The following is a 20,426-nucleotide window of genomic DNA, read 5'->3' as shown; positions in this document are numbered from 1 at the left end:
ACATTCTACCTTTGTGAACCAGGTGTAGCGTAAGTTACTCTTTACTCACTTGTACCGTTTTCGTCTGAGAGTTATAAGAAACATTAATGTCGTAGACCGAAACGATATCTTTTAGCGGAAAATAAATGCGGTTTTGAATCAAAAGAACGGGATCACTTAATCGAAATGACTTATCATTGTGCTGGAACGTATCACTTCCAACCTTGAACTGTAATTCTGGGGTAGGAATTGCAAAGTCTTCATTGAGTACCTTAAACGTTTTGGTTTCGGATTGAAAGGATAACGCTTTGGAATTAATTTGGAACGGAAGGCAATTCACGAATCCGTCGAGATCAACGTAGGTGTGCCCTTTAACAATCAGACCTGTAAATGATTTTTCGCCCAACACATTGGATTTGATGTTTACCGTTGAGCCGGAAGCGGAGAGAGAAGCCGCATTTACGGATGAACTGAAGCCAGCCATAGCAAGAGTTAGCACAGTCACCACTAAAAACTTGGAAATACGCATGATAACCACTCCTTTGGTATATTCATTAGAATTAACGTAAGAACCGGTACATAAGTTACATATGTTGGGAGTAAGTTTTTAGGAAGTGAAAGATGAGATTTTTTCGTACTGAATAAGGCAAATCCCGATCACTCGCATAGTGAAGGGGCTTGCCTTATTCAGGTTATTTTTGCGCTTGAGAACAGGAAAGTGTTACGTTAGTGCGCCGGTTCTCTTAACCAACTAATCTAATCAATCTACTGTTCTGTTGTCGTTGTTCGGTAGCGGTTGGGAGGTAAGCCAACTTGCTTTTTAAAAGCTTTGGAGAACGAAAATAAATCCGGATAACCTACGGAATGAGCCACCTCCGTTAAACTCAGCGTGGTCTGCACAAGCAGGAGTTTGGCTTGCTTCATTTTGAGTTGCTGGATATATTGCACAGGGGACAAGCCGTAGGCTTTACGAAACTGTTTGGCAAAATGGGTTCGATCCACCCCTGCATGGGCAGACACACCCTCCACCGAAATGCCGCCTGCAAAATGAAGTTCAATGTACTCTTTACCTTTTTGAAGCCAGGGGGTGGCTACATCCGGTTGCAAGTCTTTGTTCGCCGGAGAGCGTGCAATGCGGTCGAAAAGGCTGAGAAACCGGATCAGTCGCCCCAAATCACTGGCACTGTCCTGCGGTTTACGAACGTCCTCCATAAATGAACGCATGTTGCTAGCTGTTTCGGGCGTGAGTACACCTGAACGGTACGGATTTTCAGGACTTAAGCCAATTCGGGAGAGCAGTTCAGCGGCATATGCTCCGTCAAAGGCAATAAATATTTTCTGCAAAGGATGGTCGGGATCTGTCCAGTACTCATGCGTCACATGTGGAAACAGACAGAAGGCATCTTTTGCTCGCAAGGGATACTGCTGTCCGTTCTGAATGAATGAGCCTTCGCCCTCCAGCACAAATAACAAATAATGATAAGGCGTAGTTCGAGGACCTATATGATAATTGCTTTTGGCAATGTTATGGCCAATGCGTAACGGCCATGCACCGCTGGCCTTCTCAAATTCAGACGGAGTGAAAAATAGAATATCCAAAAACTCGTGGTGGTCCTCCTTCATGCGCTCAAGCTCGGTCACCAGGAACACCTCTTTATTGTATAAGTATCGTCGATATCATCTAAAAGATTCATTTATAACCTATTATACAGGTGGGTTTTATATAAATTCAAGATCAGGTAAACCTGAATTTGAAAAATGACCACAAAATGACAAAAATAAATTGCCGCGAAATGACATTGATCACAGACAAATCAATTGATATGATGTCCATACCTATTAAACCAAGTTAATTAATCGGCATTTGTGATTATTATGGTTGCTAAATTGTTTTACAAAATGACACGACAACGGAGGGTGCAGAAAAGACCTGAAGAAGCGAAGCGTGCGCCTTTGTCACCGGATTTCCCCCATAAAAGGGAAATGAGAAGAAATCTGGGGACAAGAGTGCTCGAAAGGTTTTCTGTAACCGAAGTGTTTGAGTGGAACTTTATAAAGCAATTATCCATAGAAGGGACTGACGTGAATGAGCGAACAGGAAGAGATGAAATTTGGATGGTTTTTACCCACCGCTGGAGATGGGAAGTATGTAGGTGTAGAGCCGGAACGTGAAGCAAGTCTGGATTATCTGGTGCAGGTGGCACAGACGGCGGAAACGGCCGGATTCGAATTTGTACTCATTCCGACAGGGGGAGCCTGTCTGGACGCATGGGTGGTCGGCTCGGCGGTAATGAGTCACACCAAGACATTGCGTCCCCTTGTAGCGATTCGCCCGGGTCTGGTGACACCCGTACTCGCGGCTCGTATGGGTGCTGCACTGGATCAGCTCTCTGGCGGTCGCGCCATGATTAACGTAGTTACAGGCAGTTCGGTTCGAGATCTGGAAGAACTCGGTGATCCGCTGGCACATGCGCATGATGAACGGTATGTTCGCGCAAGCGAGTATATGGAAGTCATGAAGCGTTCGTGGACGCAGTCGACGGGACTGAATCTGACGGAATTCGCCGGAAGTGGCGCACAATCAGGTGCAGATGCATCCAGCGAACCAAATCCTGAATTCAACGGTCAATATTACAACTTCAAAGGCCCGGTAGGCATGCCGGAGACGGTACAGAAGCCATACCCTCCATTTTATCTTGGAGGAAGTTCTCCGATTGCCAAGCGAGTGGCCGTTGAACATGCAGATACCTTCCTGATGTGGGGCGAGCCGCATGACTGGATTCAGGAACAGATTGAAGAGATCGAAGTCATTCGAGAGCAGGTAAAAGAGGAGACGGGTCAAGATCGTCAGCTCCGTTACGGTATGCGTGCTCAGGTGCTCATTCGGGATACGGAAGAAGAGGCATGGGCAGCGGCATGGGATATTATCAGCAAAGTACCACCGGAAGCGATTGAAAAGGCCAAAGCCGCATTCGCCGAAACGGATGCCACCAATCAGCGCAGACAGAATGAGCTCCGGGAACTGTCCGAAAAACAGCAGTTTGTCGTTGGGCCGAACCTGTGGACTGGTTTGTCGGTGGTGCGTTCCGGTGGAGCCATCCTCATCGTGGGTACAGCGGAGCAGGTGGCAGAACGTTTGATGGAATACGGAGACTTGGGCGTGACGACATTTATTCTATCCGGTTATCCGCATCTGGAAGAAGCCGAAATCTTCGGCAAGACCGTGATGCCCATCATCCGCGAGAAATGGAAAACAAGACAGAAACAACATTCTATTACTGCTAACTTAGGAGGTCGTCTTTCATGAAAAAAACGAAAAAAATGATCCTGCCGCTTGTCAGTATGCTGGTGATGTCCATCCTGCTGTCCGCTTGCGGCGGTGGAAATAATGCGGCATCCGGAGAGAACGGCTCCTCAGGTTCAGGTAAAGTAACCATCAGCTTCATGCACTGGCGCGGCGAAGATTCTGAAGCATTTAACAAGACGATCGACGCGTTTGAAAAAGAAAACCCGAACATCCATGTGGAGATGCAGACGCTCCCATCGGATCAGTACCAATCCACTGTGCAATCCAAAATCAGCGACGGCTCCACAGGGGATGTGTTTGCATCTTTCCCTGGTGCTCAGTTCCAAGCGTTCAGCAAAGCCGGACTGTTTACGGATCTGACGGGATCATCCTTCCTGTCGGCTTACAATCCGAAACTGATTGAAGCTGGACAGCATGATGGCAAACAATATGCGATTCCGTACCAACTTGTATATAACGATCCAATCTATAACGTTAAACTGTTTGAAAAGTACGGCCTGACCCCACCGAAAGATTGGGAAGGGTTCCTGGCGCTGTGCCAAAAACTGAAAGACAATGGCATTATTCCGATTGCCTTTGCCGGAGCGGACATTGGTCCGGGTCAATTCATGAATACGATGGTGATGAACAATGCACCGAGTGACGACATTTTTACCAAAGTTGAAGCGGGCGAAGCCAAACTGACAGATGAGTTCTGGGTGAAAACGTTGACGCAAATCAAGGAACTGAACGATAAAGGATACTTCCAGCAGGATGCACTGGGTACGAAAGACCCGGCAGCAGGTGCACTATTTATTCAGGAAAAAGCAGCGATGCTTGCAAGTGGATCGTATCAACTTGCTCAGAACAAACAACAAAACCCGAATCTCGAGCAAAAGTTGCTCGCACCGATTACGGTAAGTGCCGACCAGGCGAAATATGAGGGAGTGCATACGACCACATTCATGCTTGCGGTAAACAGTAAATCGAAACACCCGGAAGAAGCGAAGAAATTCCTTGAATTCCTGAGCAAACCGGATGTAGCTGGGGCATACGCCAACCAGACAGGACAAAATGTAACGGTGAATGACGTGAAGTATGATACAGCAGAGCTTCAAGTTGCAGGAGAATGGGCGAACAAAAAGACCGTGTTCCAGCCACGGTTTACCATTCTGAATGGAGACAACCAGAAGGCGGTAACCAACTCCATTCAGGCCGTGTTAAGCGGTACTTCTCCAGAAGAAGCCGCACAGCAAGCACAAGCGATCATTGATCAGCATATCGGGAAATAAACGATGAAAAACCGTATTCAGCTATCCCTGTTTCTGTTACCCGGATTGCTGCTGTACGTTGGATTGTTCGTATTTCCTACATTGACGGGGCTGTTCTACTCCTTTACGGATTGGGACGGGGTATCCCCGTCGTATGCATTTGTAGGGCTGGATAATTACAAGGACAGTCTCAGCAGCATCGTATTTCGCAAAGCCTTCGGCAATAACGTGGAGTTTATGTTAACCGTTGTCATCGCACAAACTTTTATTTCACTCGTTCTAGCCCTGCTTCTGGTACGCAATACCAAGACAAAAGTGGTACTTCGGGCGCTGTATTTCCTGCCGGCGATTCTGTCGTCGGTATCGGTTGGTCTGATCTGGGCCTTCATGTATGACCCGTCCATTGGACTGATCAATTACGGATTAAACGAGGCGGGCATGAGCAGTATTGCTCGTAACTGGATCGGTGATCCGAAGATTGCGATCTTCTCTATCGCTGCGGTGCAGGTCTGGGCTCATGCAGGGCAGATGATGATTGTGTTCATCGCAGGTCTGCAAGGCATTCCGGCAGAACTGTATGAAGCGGCACGTATGGACGGCGGGAGCAAATGGCAGGTATTCCGCACCGTGACCTGGCCGCTGCTGGCTCCTTCGGCAACGATTGTGGTAGCCTATACGACCATCCAGTCGTTCAAGGCCTTTGATCTTATTTTCACGATGACGGATGGAGGCCCAAACTACGCCACTGAAATTTTGACCACATATATTTATCATACGGCTTTTGGCAGCTATTCGTTTGGTCTGGCTTCTGCCGGTTCGATGATCTTCCTGGTGTTGCTCGCGTTGCTGACGCTATTACAGTTCAAGGCGCTCCGTGCCGACCGGGTGAGCTATTAACGGATAAACGATGGCTTCTTTTCGTCAGCGTTATCGGCGAGATATGGCAAGTCAAAATGTATACAAGAGTATGTGAAAGAGCCATTGTAGAGAATCGAGAGCTGTGTTCGAAAAATACGAGCTAGTTGATGCTAATGTTGAATGCAGAGAGTAGTTATAAGTGTAGGTTAAGAAGATGAGGAAGGGGGGAATTTGTATGGTTTTAAAATGGTTCAATCGGCTGATCCTATTCGTGTACGCGCTACTGATTCTTGTACCATTGTACTTTGTATTTGTATCTTCGTTCAAAACAAGCAGTAATTTCTTCACCAGTCCATTCAGCTGGCCGGAGCCGTTTACGTGGGATAATGTGACGGGTTTGTTCTGTAATCAGCCGATGTGGCAATACTTCGGGAACAGTATGATTGTGACGCTCGGCACAGTTGCGATTGAACTGTTGCTAAGTAGCATGATTGCGTACGCCATTGTACGCTGGGGCGGCAACGTAGGCAAAATAGTGTTTGCACTCTTTGTTGCTGGCCTAATCGTACCGTCCCAGGTCAGCATGTTGCCGATCTATTCCCTCACACGTACGCTCGGATGGTCGGACAGTCTGACGGGCTTGATTATCGTGTCGGCGGCCATGCTGATGCCCGTTTCTGTGTTCATGCTGACGGGTTTTATGCGTATGTTGAATTCGGAAATTTTGGAAGCAGGTAGTATGGATGGCGCAAACGAGTGGAGACTCTTCACCCGAATTGCTCTGCCACTGGCAGCACCTTCACTGGCGGCAACGGCAACGTTCCTGCTGGTGATGGTCTGGAATGACTTGCTCATTCCAATGCTTATGCTTACCAGCAAGTCCAAGCTGACCTTGCCACTTGCCCTGATGCAATTCCGCGGGGAGTACGTGACGAATTATCCGATGATGCTGACTGGTGTTCTAGTGACAGCGATCCCGATGATTGTGCTGTTCTTGCTACTTCAGCGTTATTTCGTCGCAGGTCTGACCGCTGGTTCCCTTAAAGGTTGAGGGGCGAGAAGAAGACTGAGAGATCCTTTACAAAATCGAGTTCGTTTTATATTCGTTGTAAATTGGCGTCACGTCGTATTTTGCATTGATTTCTGGTTCATTCTGCATAATAATGGTTTAGTGTCAGGATGACTACATAGAGATCAAGGGAGCTATAATCTGATGAGTAAATTGGAAGTGTTGCGGAATCCCAAGCAGCGCAAGCTGCTGTTCAGTGCCGGCATGAGCTGGCTGTTTGATGCGATGGAGGTCGGCATGATCTCCTTTATCGTAGCTGCACTCGCGAAGGAGTGGAGTCTTAGTCCCGGACAAGTCGGGGTGCTGACAAGTATCAACTCTATCGGGATGGCACTGGGTGCCCTGCTTGCAGGTGCACTTGCAGACCGTTTTGGACGAAAAGCGATTCTGATGTGGACGTTGCTGATCTTTACGATTGCAAGCGGTCTATCAGCACTCGCTACTGGTTTTGCAGTCTTGTGTGCACTACGTCTCGTTGCAGGGATCGGTCTTGGCGGCGAGCTGCCCGTAGCATCTACGCTGGTATCGGAATCGATGCCTACAGCGGAACGTGGACGTGCCGTTGTATTATTGGAAAGTTTCTGGGCAGGGGGCTGGATTGTATCGGCGCTGATTGCCAACTTTGTCATTCCAGAGTACGGATGGAGAATTGCATTTGCTATTGGAGCTCTTCCGGCGTTCTACGCGCTGTATTTACGCCGTGCCATCCAAGATCCTCCGCGGTACAAGAATCACACGAAATTGCATAAAATCATGTTCCGCGAGAAGGTTGCCACGGTGTGGTCCGCACCGCATCGCCGCACCACATTAATGCTATGGATTTTGTGGTTTACCGTTATTTTCTCGTATTATGGCATGTTCTTGTGGTTGCCTTCGGTTGTGATGGCGAAAGGCTTTACGTTGGTCAAAAGTTTCCAGTATGTGTTGATCATGACGATCGCACAGTTGCCAGGTTACTTCACTGCTGCGTATTTCATTGAACGTTTTGGCCGCAAATTCGTACTTGTCGTGTACCTTACTTTGACTGCGTTCAGTGCGATTGCCTTTGGACTGGCTACAACCGAAGCGACCATTTTGGCCGCCGGAATCTGCTTATCGTTCTTCAACCTGGGAGCTTGGGGCGGACTGTACGCATACAGCCCTGAATTGTATCCGACTTCGGTTCGTTCCACAGGCGTTGGACTAGCTACATCGGTAGGCCGGATCGGGGGCGTACTTGCACCATTTATGGTAGGTATGCTTGTTCAGAAGGCAGTTCCAATCAGCCTGATTTTCACCATTTTCTTCGTGACAATTCTCATTGGAGCAGCTGCTGTGCTGTTCTGGGGTCGGGAAACGAAAGGGCAGGAACTCGCCGAGTAATGTTCAGAAAATTTTAGCGCAACTTTTGTGCGGGTCTGTTTGCCTACGAAAATGGTGGATGGACAAGCGGTACAAGGTTGATATAAGAAGAGGTGTGGCCCTGATACGACCATGGGCTCATGCCTCTTTTTGATCTGCACAGGACTCATTTTTTCATGCTCCATCGGTCCGATAGACGGGCAATTTTTGATATCCTATAATGACACTCGGGATGTCCATCCGAGAGGATTCAGGGGGAAGCGTATAACTGGATTCAGAAAAATGGAGGGTTAAGGAAATGACGAATAAGAAGAATACAATGAGCGAAATGCATATGACGAGTGAACAGAATAGCGTGTACGAAATGGTGCGAGTTGATGAAGAGGCAGGGATGAATATCATATATGGGTATTCTGATCCGAATGATCTGCGCACGAGTGCAGACGATATGGAACCTATTACCGTGAGTCGTAAAGTCACCCATCGCAGGGGGAGAAAGACGAACAAAAGAGCAGGCCGAGTCAGTATGCTTCTTGGCGCCTGTGCAATGACACTTGGACTTACCGTTGCCGCGCCTTCGGCTGGAGCACAGAAGCTGGAGCAGGGCATTCGCAGTGAACACGTGGTACAACTGCAAGAGCAATTAAGTGAGCTCGGATATTTTGACGCTGGAGTAACAGGTTATTACGGTTCGATCACTCAGAGTGCAGTTCGCGATTTCCAGCAAGCGCAGGGATTAAGTGCCGATGGTGTAGCAGGTCCGGTGACGCTGAACAGGCTGAACCAAAAGGTCAAAGCCGAAGGAGAAACACTGCGTCAACTAGCGAAGCTGATCCATGGGGAAGCACGCGGGGAATCTTTTGAAGGACAGGTCGCTGTAGGGGCAGTTGTCTTAAACCGGGTGCAATCGGGGGAGTTTCCGTCATCCATCTCCGAAGTCATTTTCCAAAAAGGTCAGTTCACAGCGGTAGACGATGGTCAATTTAATCTGAAGCCAACCGCAACCTCGTTCAAGGCTGCCCGTCAAGCTCTCAATGGTGCCGACCCAACGCATGGCGCGCTATTTTATTACAATCCGAAAATTGCCACGTCTGAGTGGAGTAAGAGCAGACCGACACTGCTGACCATTGGGCAGCATGATTTTACGAGATAAGTGTAAGTTGAGATATCTAATGTAACACTACTAAAAATAATAGTAATAATGAACCCCGGCTGTACGCTGCTGAATGCAGATGTGCTACCGGGGTTTATTTTATATTTAGGCTATGCAGGACATGCATATAAGTGGTACTGGAAATCCATGGAACCAAATATAAATTTACAAAGTATATATAATGAAGGGTATAATTAGTTGCTAATTATAAATTGTGCTTTGGGTTACATCCATAAGAAGGGAGGACAAATATGCCATTTATTGGGGGAATTATTATAATTTTTATCCTAGCATTTATTCTATGGTCATTAATGTTCCCGCTATTCAATAAAATAGGTAGTAGAATTCTGAAGAAATACAATAAATTCAAACAAGAGGAGAATGGTGATGAAAAATTCAAAGACGTTTAGGGTAGGAGCGATCGCGGTTGCCTTTGTTATTATCTTGGGAGTCGTACTGATGACTTTCTTTTTAACACGAATTCCGAATGGATATGTCGGGGTTGTCTATTCACCCAATGGAGGCGTAAAGGATAGTACATTGAGTCAAGGCTGGAAGCTCGTTGGAGCGTTTGATAAAGTGACCAAATATCCGATCCGGATTCAAACGGTTGAATACAGAGACATTCAGATTGCTACTTCTGATGGAAAGAACATCACCATCGATTTTGCTTATAACTACCAAGTCGAACCAAGTAAGGTATCTTCTATCTTTAATACATTTGGGCCAATTAGCATTCAAGAAATCGAGGATACATATCTCAAAACACGTTTCCGTGACGCAGCCCGTAAAGGTATCTCCAAGTTTACAGTCATTGATGTTTATGGCGAAAAGTCATCTGAAGCAGGCGTAGACGTGCAACAACGTTTCTCTGATGATGTTAAGGAGTTAGGCTTTATTGTATCTAACGTTACTGTAGGTGTTCCTCAACCTGATGCAAAGACTCAGGAAGCAATCGATAAGCGTGTCGAGGCTTCTCAAGAACTGGAACGTAAAACGACTGAGCTTGAGATCGCCAAGAAAGAAGCAGATCGCAAGCGCGTGGAAGCGCAAGGTAATGCAGACAAACTGTTGATCGAAGCAGAAGGTCAAGCCAAAGCCAATAAAGAGCTGCAACAATCCTTATCCAGTCAACTCGTTGAATATGAAACCATCAAGAAATGGGATGGAGCTCTTCCATATGTGAGTGGATCAAATACACCAATGATTCAATTGCCGACGACCAAAACAGAGCAAAATAGCAGCACGGGTAGCGTGTCTCCCTAATTAGCGGTATGAAATGCATACCTTACTTTTTCAACAATTGAAGATGTTAAATTCTAATGAACAAGCCGGTCCAATATGGGGCGGACTTGTTCATTTTTGAGTCTTTTCATAGGTATATAAGCCGTGTTCATCACACAGCTTATATTGTTATAATGTAAATGGTAGGTGAGTAAAATGAAGTACTTAAAAGGAGCAGTAATTTTTATAATATTAGCGGGCGTAGTTTCAATTATATGGTATGGTTCCTATGAAAATGATATGAAGAAACTAGAAGACGGCTTAAGAACGTATTTAACTGTTGAGAAAGGATTAAATGAAAACGATATTATAAGCATCACAGCTCGTCGTAGTAAAATGCCGAAGTACCCTGTTGTAGTGAAATTAAAAGATGATCCACAGGAGTATGTCTACACCTATAGAGGAGAGCAATGGGTGCAATTAACACCTGACCCACATTCGTGAAAAATTTTATTTTATGAATTCTGATAAACAAGTGAGTCCATTAGTGGAATAGCTTGTTTACTTGAGTTTTTCTTAAGAGGTCCTGTAAGAGTTAATATAGCCTCACGATTGGATTCATCTGCCTAATCCTGTACAATGAATAACGACATAACAACGGTAGATTAAGGATGGATTAGAACGATGAGGATTATTATATCACCAGCCAAGAAGATGAAGGTCGACACCGATCTGATGGCTAGCGCGCAAATGCCGCAATTTATTAATGAGTCTGAACAACTCCTGAGTCTGCTTCAGACGTTATCCTATGATGAGCTCAAAGCGCTCTGGAAGTGCAACGACGCTATCGCGGAACTGAACATGGAGCGGATTCGGAGCATGAATGTAAAAGAAAATCTTACACCAGCAATCTATTCGTATGAAGGCATTCAGTATCAATATATGGCGCCGGGTGTTTTTCAGCAGGAAGAGCTGGCGTATCTGGAGCAACATTTGCGCATATTATCCGGGTTGTACGGCATGTTGCGTCCTTTGGACGGGGTTACCCCCTATCGGTTGGAAATGCAGGGCAAGTTGCAAGGTCCGGGATTCAAATCCCTTTATCAGTTCTGGGGCAGCAAGCTGGCTGATCAGCTTCAATCCGAAAGCAACTGCATTCTGAATCTGGCTTCCAAAGAGTACAGCAAGAACATCACGCCTTTTTTGAAGGAGGAAACCCGGTTTGTCACTTGTGTATTCGGACAAATGGTTGGTGGGAAACTTGTGGAGAAGGCAACCCGCGCGAAAATGGCCAGAGGTGAGATGGTACGTTATATGGCAGAGCGGAAAATAACAGATGTGGAAGATATCAAAGGATTTGATCGGTTAGCGTTTGTTTTCTCGGAAGAGCTGTCGGATGAGAGTACTTATGTGTTTGTTTATTCGGAAGAAAAGTAGTAGTGAACCTAATTTAATATGTAAGAGAGTAATAAACTGTTTTATTCTATCCAAGAGTCGCCATTTGGCGGCTTTTTTTGTTTTATTTACACCCTTAAAAGGAAAATAGTCCCTAAAATCAAGGACTAAATAACTATTACCTAAATTAAGGAAAATGACGATACTTATAATTCGACCATCTTTATCTCTTTTAAGGGATGAATTGGAAGATGAATATAAAGGAGGAAAAGAAATTTCATGAATTTACGAAAAGGCTTTATTATTTTTCTAGTTTTCTGGCTTGCTATTGGAACCATGCTTCCAACCAGCGGTTATGCACTTTCAGATCCATCAGCTTCAATAATAACGTCCGAAATCACGGGTGATGATGTTAACCGTTCTACGGAGGATGCAGTGCTGTTAGGGCAGGCGGATGTAGAGGGTTGGGATCCAGATTTCTATGAAGAACCTGAGGATGTAAATGAAGGTGAAGAACATATGAAGGAATCAGACCCGTTTACGGTGACGGATGATACATACGGAGAGCACATGTTCACTACCCAAGCAGCGGCTTTGGCGAACGAAACACTAGTCATGAATCCGGGAGAATCATATACATTCACCAATACCGGGACCGTTGCCAGGAGTTTAAGTATCAATGCATCAACCTCAAGAGGCAGTGCATATGATTATGCCAATTATAGACCGGACGGAAGTATTTCAGGTGATAATTTAGATTTTACTGGAAGTATAACGGTAAATTCAGGCTACACGATCGTCATTACATCAAGCGGGAAAAATCCTTTCACCGTTACGGTTCGACCGGAGTTTTCCTATGGTGTGTCCACAAACCCTGCGATGCACCGAGTTACTTTATCCAAAGGAGAAAGTTACCGCTTCTTCAATGAAGGATCACAGTCAAGAGTTTTAAGTGCGGGTACTTCCACAACCCAGGATAAGAAGATAGACTACGCTGTTTACAAAGAAGATGGTAGTCTTGTAAGTTCAAATTTTCAAACTACAGGCAAGCCTTCAGTTGCTGGAGGAAATGAAGTTATTATTACAGGTGCAGGTTCACAGCCTGTTAGTGTTGGTTTTCCCTATGAAGTATACACGGGTGACTGGAGTGACGAGCCGGCGTATACACGAGTAACTTTGAATCAAGGAGAGAGTTATCAGTTTACGAATATTAGTTCCAAATCGGATGCGCTACAGAGTGATGGAACCTCTAAAGATAAACATGATTACGTTGTTTATCTTCCCGATGGTACAGAAAGTACGACCGGGACCAATTCAACCACCAAGCCGACGATCGCTGCGGGCAGAACAGCTGTGGTGACACTGGTAACCTCGACACCTGTGACTTACGGTGTGCCATACAGAACTTTTGATGTTCAGAGAGCTGGCGGAGATGCGATAACAAGAGTGACCGTATATCCTGGCGAATCTGTTATTTTCCGGAACAATGGATCATTAGCCAATCCAATCAAAAACAATGCGAGTAGCGCCAACGGAGCTGTGTTTGATTACACCTTGTATACTTCGGAAAATGTTGTGCATTCTGACGGCTTTAACAAAAATATTAATCCGATCATTCGATCCCAAGGTTACGCCGTTGTATCCGTTGTAGGACAAGTTCCGATTGAATTTAGTTACACGGATGATTTTTCCTTTGAATACAGCCTGGAACCTTCCCATCACCGTGTAACGTTGAACCAAGGGGAAAGCGTGACATTCTGGAACTATGGCAAAAGTCAGGAATATCTCGATAGTGATGCTTCATCAAGTAACAAATCTCGTTTATTTGATTATGTAACTTATTACCCCGATGGTACGGAGCGCAGCACCAAAAAATCAACCTCAACAGCTCCGGTTGTTTTTTATGGGAACAAAGCCGTAGTTACAGGTGTATCCGAACAGCCTGTAACGATGGGTGCCATCTATACCATTTTTGATGTGGAGGATCGGCCTAACGAAGCCTTGAGTAAGATTACTGTTGAACCGGGACAATCCGTGAAATTTCATAACGGCGGTTCACTTTGGAATCCAATCCGGAGTAATGCAAAGTCGGTGGCCTCACTCTATGACATTGTTGTATATAAATCAGACGGCAAAGCATATAGTGACAAATTCAATAACAATGGTAGTCTCGCTAATATTCCATCTGGCGGAGAAGCCATTGTTACCGTCGTAGGAAGCACACCTGTGTTATTTGAATACACAGATGATTTTTCTGTAGTAGATAGCCAGGAACCCGCTTATTTGCGTGCAACGTTAAACAAAGGAGAGAGTTATGCCTTTACAAATATAAGCTCCGATTCCAAGAGAATCAGGACGGATGCCTCTAGTAATCAACAGAAAGTCTTTGATTATATCATCTACAATTCAGATGGAACGGAATCATCCAAGAGAACAGCGGTTGCTTTTGATCCCCTTGTCGTGGGGAGTAAAAAAATTGTCGTTACGAATATTTCCGAGCAAGCGATAACGTATGGAGGGATTTATCGTATTTTCCGTGGACAAGACGACGAAGTCCCATCACCTGAAACGGAAATTACGGTAAAGCAGGGACAGAGCGCAGTCTTCACGAATCCGGGTTCAACGACGGCTCTAATCAATCGGGTAGGAACAAACAGTTCCATTGTTGATTTTGTAGTTTACGAAGGAACCGATAAATTCTTGCATCTAACGGCAGGTTCGGACTTGGATGCTTGGGACATACCTGCTGGCGGAACACTCGTGATGACTGCAATATCTTCTGAGCCAGTAACGATTCAATACAGTGCACCTGTGATAGCTAGTCCCAGTCAGGAGCCTGCACTCCTTAAACGAAATTTGGAGCCGAACACCACGGCGATATTCTCTAATACATCTTCTTTCTCACCCGTGCTCTTTACATCTCAAGTAGGAGGATTGGTCTACGATTACGTAATCCGTAATCAGAACCAAGTCGTTGTTAAGGAAGGGAAAAATGCAGTAGGACCGCAACATGTACCTGGAAGATCTGATATTCAGGTGCATAATGTGTCAGACCAAACGTTGAAATTCGTAGCCCCATACCGCAATTTTACAGTCAAACAAGTAGAAGTGGAGTTTCTGACGTTGTATGAGAACGCAGAGACTGAACTTCCTAAGGAGCAAAAAGGTAATATCTACTACCGTTTCAGTCCATATAGCTCTGATAAATATCGAATTGCAATCAAAGAATCAGGAGATTTTTCCATCGAACCTCGAATTGAGTTGTATGAAGACAAGGAGCTTAGCATACCTCTGGTGTCTTCCGTAGATCAGGAGCAGGTGTACGGCGAGCAATATACCGTGCTTGAATGGGATCTGCAGGGTGGCAAAACGTACTATCTCAAACTGAGTGAAAAGGATGGCAAACCGATAAAAGGAGCCATCAAAGCGGCCTGGATGAACATTCGCAACGATAACAGCTACGAATACGGTTATGCGAATCAGCTACTAAAAGTCGTGCTGTACACAGGAGATCAGATTGTATTTGAGTATGACCGTAACGGTAATTTAACGAAAAGAACAAAGAAAATTTTCCCATTTAATTAATGATTGTTAATACTAGGTTGAGGTGATGAAGTGTTTAAGAAAATAACATTGATATGGTTATGTGCGATATTAGTTTTTAGTGGGCTTGGCTCTTTTGCGTATGAAGGGCAGGCTGCGGCGGCATCGTCGTCAGAAGGAAGAGATTCTCTTCCTTCTGCTACCTATATTACAATTCATAGTTTACAAGAGCAGTTCGGCATTCAAGAGGAATGGATCAGAGCGAAACTGGATCAAGGTTACTCCTTGTATCAGTTGTATAAGGCGTTACAGACAGATCGCTCAGGCGGTGCGGCTGCCGAGAACTGGCTTCAAACCCAGGAAATCAGCGAACCGCTTACAATGGAGGGGCTACGCCCTTCCTCATCCACACCGTCGGATTCATCTCAGCTCAAATCATTTTCAATCCTTGTCGTTGACGATGAAGTTCCAGGTACAGGAACAACCGTGGATCAAACAGGGCTTGATCATGTCGATCTTCGGGATGAAGCATCCCGGTATATGACGTCTTATGGAGCTGAGTCCATCTCAACCGCTACAGGGGAGATGACGATTCAAAGTGCCGATCTGTCACTTCCGGGTTTGATTCCCTTCGAACTGACACGTATTTATGATACAGCTAGAGCGAATGGACAGCTTGGTGTGGAGTATGACGCAGCGACTCAAACGTATTCTAATGCGGTAACACCGCGTAAAGAAACAGCTGCGGGCCTTGGGCAGGGCTGGCGTTGGGATCTACCTTTTATGGAACAACGTGGTGAGAACCAGTACATTTATGTTCCAGGTGTGGGCTATTATCGTTTAAACGCAAATTTGGAACTAGTAGGTTATGTGTGGAATGACATTTCACTGAAAAGAGATGCGACTGTAACGGTGGATGGAGTAGCCAGCAGTTATCGTTTGTCCATCCGCAACGGGTACGAGTATTTGTTCACACAAACGGGAGAATTGTTGCAGATTACGGATGCCTACCGAAACACGGTGAATTTCAAATATACGAATTCAAACGGTAACCGTGTTATCTCTCGTATCGAAAATAGCGAAGGTCAAGCGCTGACATTTACGTATAGCGATCTGAAAATGACTATTCAGCTTGCTGGAACGGATCGGAAAGTGACCTATACACAGCGTGAGGACGGAGATATTCGTATTCTGAGAGAGTTTACGGATGCGCTGGATCGAACAACGACCTATACGTATTATTATCCGGAATCCAAATTCAACTTTTTACCGGAGCTTCAACAAAATCAGAGTGCACATGGTGTGATGCATACGGCGCTGCTGTCGCGTATTACAAGCCCATCCTCAGCGATAACAGATTATGCGTACATACCGGCTTTGAAACAGGTTGGAACGTCTTCCGTACATTTTGTATACAAAGTAAGAGAGCGCAAAAGTCATTTTAGTTCAACAGATGGCAAAGGTGATCTGGACAAAGTTAATTTCGAATACTCTGGAGAGGATCTGGAGTCATACGGTCAATCCGCTTCATGGACGACCAAAGTGAAATCAGGAAATACGGTGGATACATGGAAGTTCTCCAAATCATTCGGTGCAGCTGCACAGCCGGATTTAATCCGGGTGGACAAGCATGAATTAAGTGCAGATGATGTCGTCTATAACACAGAGTACAAGTACGATAGCCAAAATAATCGGAATCTGCCGACAGAACAATCCGAATGGACTAGCGAAAGTGGTCGTACAGGAGATAAACTGACTACTACGGTGACTTATGATACGAACGGAATGGTTACTTCCGAAAAGCAAAGTACGGGACAAGAAACGACTTATGCCTATGAAACCGGGGAGTCTCCGTACTTTTGGATCCAACCTATTCGTACAACGACTAAGATTAATGACAGGTTAGAAAGATACACGGAAACGACTTATAATGGACAAGGATCTGTATTACGAAGTGTAACCAAAAACGGATACGGAGGACAGATATTATCCGACTCCGAGATCAAACTCGACGCGAAAGGCAGAGTTGTCACGACAACGGATAAAGGCGGTTATCTGGCTAAAGACCGCGTGGTGACGCTGAGTTATGATGCGAATGCGGGACATCTAGTTCAATCGAAATCAACCATTGTCAATGATATTGCCGGGAAGGCAACTCCTTACGTTGATTCATATGAATATAATGGTGCTAGTGAACTGAAAAAAGTAACCGATGCTTCCGGTGAAGAAGAAACGTATCAGTATGACCAAGCCGGACGGGTTCTTCAAGTCACCCATGCGGATGGCACAAAATCAGTCACTACCTATGATGATGTGAGAAATATAATTACCAACACCGCCCCGGACGGTATGGTTACCAAAGAGCGGTATAATCCGTTAGGTCTTCTGGCAGAAGAACAGACGGCAGAGGCTACCTATAAGTATGCCTACGATCGTGAAGGAAATGTCACTGCGGTTGAAGATGCTGAAGGAAATGTAACCCGATTCGTCGTAGATGCGTTGGGCCGAACAACCAAGACTCAATACCCGGATACGACCACAGCTAACACAGCGTATAACGCTGTAGATCGAACGGTAACGTATGAAGATGCCGCTGGCAACAAAACCCGTGAAACAAGAGATGTACTGGGCCGCGTGACAGTGATGGAAGAATATCAGAACGGTGCATACGTTCCACTGCAACAGAAAGAGTATGATCTGGATAGTAATGTGACGACATCCATTGATGGTAACGGCGAACGGACAACGTATACGTATGATGCTATTGGTCAAATTGCAACGGCAACAACACCGAAGCAAGAGACAAGCCGGTATTTCTACAGCTATCAAGGTCAGACGACTCAGGTCGTATCAGCGAATGGTCAGACGGTTACCAAACAGTATGATGAACTGGGCAGGCTGATTAAACAGACTCCCCCTATTCAGGATGGCTCTGCAACCAGTTACTACTATGATAAACGAAGCAATCTGATCAAAAAGCAGGATCGACTTGGAAAAGTCACCGAATACACGTACAACAGTGACGACATGCTCACAAGCATGAAGGCACCAGATACGAGTGTATCGTATACGTATGATGCTGTTGGGCGCAGAACCTCCATGACCGACGACCATGGTAAAACGACGTACAGCTATCAGCAATCAGATGGAATGTTGGAAGGATTAACATTTCCAGACGGAACACAGTTGAGTTATGAAAATAATACACAGCAACGTCTGGGATACACGTTGACTGATGTAAAGGGACAAGCCCTGCGTGTTCACGGCGAGCTCGATGCGATGAATCGGGTCACTTCCATGGATATTACCTCGGGTACAGGAGGAGCCTCTGCTCTTGCTTCATCGGGAACAACACCGGTAGATCGTATGACGTTCAGTTACAAACCGAATAGCTTACTGGAAAAACTATCATTTGGTAAAGGGCTCAGTACGAGCTACCAATTTAACGGATATGACCTTTCAGGGGTTACGATCTCTCAAGGGACTTCCGCAGTTCAACAGTTTAGCTATGAGTACGACGGTAACAAAAACATGACGACCCGTACCCAAAACGGAAAAACGGATCAATACACTTATGATGAATTGAGCCGGATTCAGACTGAAACGGGCACGCAAAAAGAAACGTACACCTATGACCAGAACGGTAACCGATACAGTACCGGAAGCGGAAAAATATACGGTCTGAAGGATGCACAGTATACGTATGACAGTCAGAATCGTATGGTTAAAGCGACCGGAGAAGGTAAAACCGTAACCTATAGCTATAACGGTGATGGATTGTTGTACGAACGTACCGAAGGCGAGCAAACCATTCGGTATTACTATGACGAAGAAGCCAAACTGATGGCTGAGGCTGTAGTAACATCAGGAAAATCAGAGCTTACTTACGTTTATATCTATGACTTGTATGGGCAGCTATGGGCTCGTCAGGACAAAAAGACGGGCAAACTGGAGTACTACCAGTTGAACGGACATGGAGATGTCGTTGGTCTTGTGGACGATGCAGGCGAAGTTCTAAACAGTTACACATACGACATCTGGGGCGGACCGTTAACCAAAGAAGAAACGGTACCGAATGTACTTCGATACGCAGGAGAATACTGGGATGACACCGTAGGTCTGCAATACTTGAGAGCTCGCTGGTACGACCCAGGCATGGCCCGTTTCATCGGTGAAGATACGTATGAAGGTGAACTGAATGATCCGCTGAGTCTGAATCTGTATTCTTATGTGAATAACAATCCGTTGAAATATGTGGATCCGAGTGGGCATATGGCAGAGCCTTACTATGCAACAGAGCTCAGATATTTGCTTAAGGAAGCTAGAGGAAAAGCTAGTTCACAGTATAGCCTGTATAAAAGTACAATACGAGATCGTTATGACTTTAATTCTTTTCTATATAAAAATCGGTTTAATTACTTGTATGATATGGCATTGGGTAAGAGTTCCTATTCTAAGTCTGCAGGTAATGTCAGCTGGGCAACTGAACAGTTAGTAAGTGAGTTGATCAAAGGGAAATCAGCAGAATATCTTGCAATACTTGCCATGGGGAATGTTTCAGGTGCGGCTTCTAAGGGCATTGGGAAAACTGCAGGTAAAACGAAAGCCCCTGCATCAAAAGGTTGTAATTGCTTTGTTGCTGGGACTAAAGTTCAAACAGACGAAGGGGAGAAACCTATCGAGGATATTGAGGTAGGGGATAAGGTTCTTGCTAAGTCTGATGAGACTGGAGAAGTAGCATATAAAGAGGTCGTGGGACTGTTCCAAAAGCAGGCTGATCAAATCTTTAAGGTTCACATCGGTGATGAAATAATAGAAGCCACGGCAGAACATCCATTCTGGCTTGACGGTAAAGGATGGACTTTCGTTAAAGACCTGAAAGTTGGCGACTTGCTTGTTTCGAGCGATGGTACTAAACTGGCTATAGATAAGATTGAGAAAGAGCCACGTGAAGCAACGGTTTATAACTTTGAAGTTAGAGACTTTAATTCTTACTTTGTTTCTAACCTTGGGATATGGGTTCATAATTGCGAGGTTAACATATCTAAACCCGCGGCAAGAACTGCAAAGAAGTTATCACCAGAAGCTAAGAAAGGTTACGAAGCCGCAATAAAAGGTCTAGAGTCAGGAGATCTAAGGGGATTGAATGCCCACGCTCTCACAGGTAAAAGAAAGGGACAATGGGCGGTAGATATCAAGGGTTCTGGTAGTGGTCGTGGAGATGCTAGAGTAATCTACACGAAAGACTCCAATGGAAAAATTAATGTGGTTGAAGTGATAACATCGCACAATGATTACTAATAGGAT

General features: G+C 45.3%; 13 protein-coding genes. 11 read left to right on the top strand and 2 right to left on the bottom strand.

What is annotated here, in order from left to right; translation table 11 throughout:
• Positions 1-34 precede the first annotated feature (34 nt).
• Entirely contained in the window at positions 35-508 is a 474-nt protein-coding gene (locus MHI38_RS06230) for a stalk domain-containing protein (RefSeq protein WP_336120313.1), read from the bottom strand.
• A gap of 236 nt (positions 509-744) precedes the next feature.
• The gene (locus tag MHI38_RS06225; protein ID WP_341181053.1) at positions 745-1,620 is read right to left on the bottom strand and encodes a helix-turn-helix transcriptional regulator; all 876 of its coding nucleotides are present in this window, start codon (positions 1,618-1,620) and stop codon (positions 745-747) included.
• Positions 1,621-2,065: 445 nt separating this feature from the next.
• Between MHI38_RS06225 and MHI38_RS06220 the strand changes: the two genes are divergently transcribed.
• The 11 genes from MHI38_RS06220 to MHI38_RS06170 all read left to right on the top strand — a co-directional run bounded on the left by MHI38_RS06220 (position 2,066) and on the right by MHI38_RS06170 (position 20,420).
• A complete protein-coding gene (locus MHI38_RS06220; protein WP_308723149.1) occupies positions 2,066-3,286 on the top strand; it encodes an LLM class flavin-dependent oxidoreductase in 1,221 nt (406 codons plus the stop codon).
• Complete coding sequence (locus MHI38_RS06215; protein ID WP_154888341.1) at positions 3,283-4,557, top strand: ABC transporter substrate-binding protein; 1,275 nt, start codon at positions 3,283-3,285, stop codon at positions 4,555-4,557. The genes MHI38_RS06220 and MHI38_RS06215 overlap by 4 nt, the downstream gene beginning before the upstream one ends.
• A gap of 3 nt (positions 4,558-4,560) precedes the next feature.
• Entirely contained in the window at positions 4,561-5,433 is an 873-nt protein-coding gene (locus tag MHI38_RS06210; RefSeq protein WP_186375464.1) for a carbohydrate ABC transporter permease, read from the top strand.
• A 196-nt stretch (positions 5,434-5,629) separates the two neighbouring features.
• On the top strand, positions 5,630-6,445 hold the full coding sequence (locus tag MHI38_RS06205; protein ID WP_154888342.1) for an ABC transporter permease subunit: 816 nt from the start codon (positions 5,630-5,632) through the stop codon (positions 6,443-6,445).
• A gap of 162 nt (positions 6,446-6,607) precedes the next feature.
• Positions 6,608-7,825 carry an MFS transporter gene (locus MHI38_RS06200; protein ID WP_154888344.1) on the top strand — a complete coding sequence of 406 codons (1,218 nt, stop codon included), beginning with the start codon at positions 6,608-6,610 and terminating at the stop codon, positions 7,823-7,825.
• A 505-nt stretch (positions 7,826-8,330) separates the two neighbouring features.
• The gene (locus MHI38_RS06195) at positions 8,331-8,957 is read left to right on the top strand and encodes a cell wall hydrolase (RefSeq protein ID WP_154888672.1); all 627 of its coding nucleotides are present in this window, start codon (positions 8,331-8,333) and stop codon (positions 8,955-8,957) included.
• Between the two features lie 387 nt (positions 8,958-9,344).
• Positions 9,345-10,223, top strand: a complete 879-nt coding sequence (locus MHI38_RS06190; RefSeq protein WP_154888346.1) for a prohibitin family protein — start codon at positions 9,345-9,347, stop codon at positions 10,221-10,223.
• A gap of 174 nt (positions 10,224-10,397) precedes the next feature.
• Complete coding sequence (locus MHI38_RS06185; protein ID WP_253493055.1) at positions 10,398-10,685, top strand: DUF3139 domain-containing protein; 288 nt, start codon at positions 10,398-10,400, stop codon at positions 10,683-10,685.
• A gap of 180 nt (positions 10,686-10,865) precedes the next feature.
• Positions 10,866-11,618, top strand: a complete 753-nt coding sequence (yaaA, locus tag MHI38_RS06180) for a peroxide stress protein YaaA (protein WP_341181052.1) — start codon at positions 10,866-10,868, stop codon at positions 11,616-11,618.
• 237 nt (positions 11,619-11,855) lie between these two features.
• Entirely contained in the window at positions 11,856-15,161 is a 3,306-nt protein-coding gene (locus tag MHI38_RS06175; RefSeq protein ID WP_341181051.1) for a hypothetical protein, read from the top strand.
• Positions 15,162-15,191: 30 nt separating this feature from the next.
• Positions 15,192-20,420: a polymorphic toxin-type HINT domain-containing protein gene (locus MHI38_RS06170; RefSeq protein ID WP_341181050.1), complete on the top strand. Its 5,229-nt coding sequence runs from the start codon at positions 15,192-15,194 to the stop codon at positions 20,418-20,420.
• Positions 20,421-20,426 lie beyond the last annotated feature (6 nt).

It is taken from the genome of Paenibacillus sp. FSL K6-1558 (genome assembly GCF_038002565.1).
In the GTDB taxonomy this organism is placed as follows: domain Bacteria; phylum Bacillota; class Bacilli; order Paenibacillales; family Paenibacillaceae; genus Paenibacillus; species Paenibacillus polysaccharolyticus.
The sequence above is the reverse complement of the archived record's forward strand: the minus strand, read 5'-3'. Positions and strand labels throughout refer to the sequence as shown.

Coding starts and splice junctions, on each gene's coding strand:
- MHI38_RS06230 (WP_336120313.1), bottom strand. CDS start 508: ATGCGTATTTCCAAGTTTTTAGTGGTGACTGTGCTAACTCTTGCTATG.
- MHI38_RS06220 (WP_308723149.1), top strand. CDS start 2,066: ATGAGCGAACAGGAAGAGATGAAATTTGGATGGTTTTTACCCACCGCT.
- MHI38_RS06215 (WP_154888341.1), top strand. CDS start 3,283: ATGAAAAAAACGAAAAAAATGATCCTGCCGCTTGTCAGTATGCTGGTG.
- MHI38_RS06210 (WP_186375464.1), top strand. CDS start 4,561: ATGAAAAACCGTATTCAGCTATCCCTGTTTCTGTTACCCGGATTGCTG.
- MHI38_RS06205 (WP_154888342.1), top strand. CDS start 5,630: ATGGTTTTAAAATGGTTCAATCGGCTGATCCTATTCGTGTACGCGCTA.
- MHI38_RS06200 (WP_154888344.1), top strand. CDS start 6,608: ATGAGTAAATTGGAAGTGTTGCGGAATCCCAAGCAGCGCAAGCTGCTG.
- MHI38_RS06195 (WP_154888672.1), top strand. CDS start 8,331: ATGCTTCTTGGCGCCTGTGCAATGACACTTGGACTTACCGTTGCCGCG.
- MHI38_RS06190 (WP_154888346.1), top strand. CDS start 9,345: ATGAAAAATTCAAAGACGTTTAGGGTAGGAGCGATCGCGGTTGCCTTT.
- MHI38_RS06185 (WP_253493055.1), top strand. CDS start 10,398: ATGAAGTACTTAAAAGGAGCAGTAATTTTTATAATATTAGCGGGCGTA.
- yaaA (WP_341181052.1), top strand. CDS start 10,866: ATGAGGATTATTATATCACCAGCCAAGAAGATGAAGGTCGACACCGAT.
- MHI38_RS06175 (WP_341181051.1), top strand. CDS start 11,856: ATGAATTTACGAAAAGGCTTTATTATTTTTCTAGTTTTCTGGCTTGCT.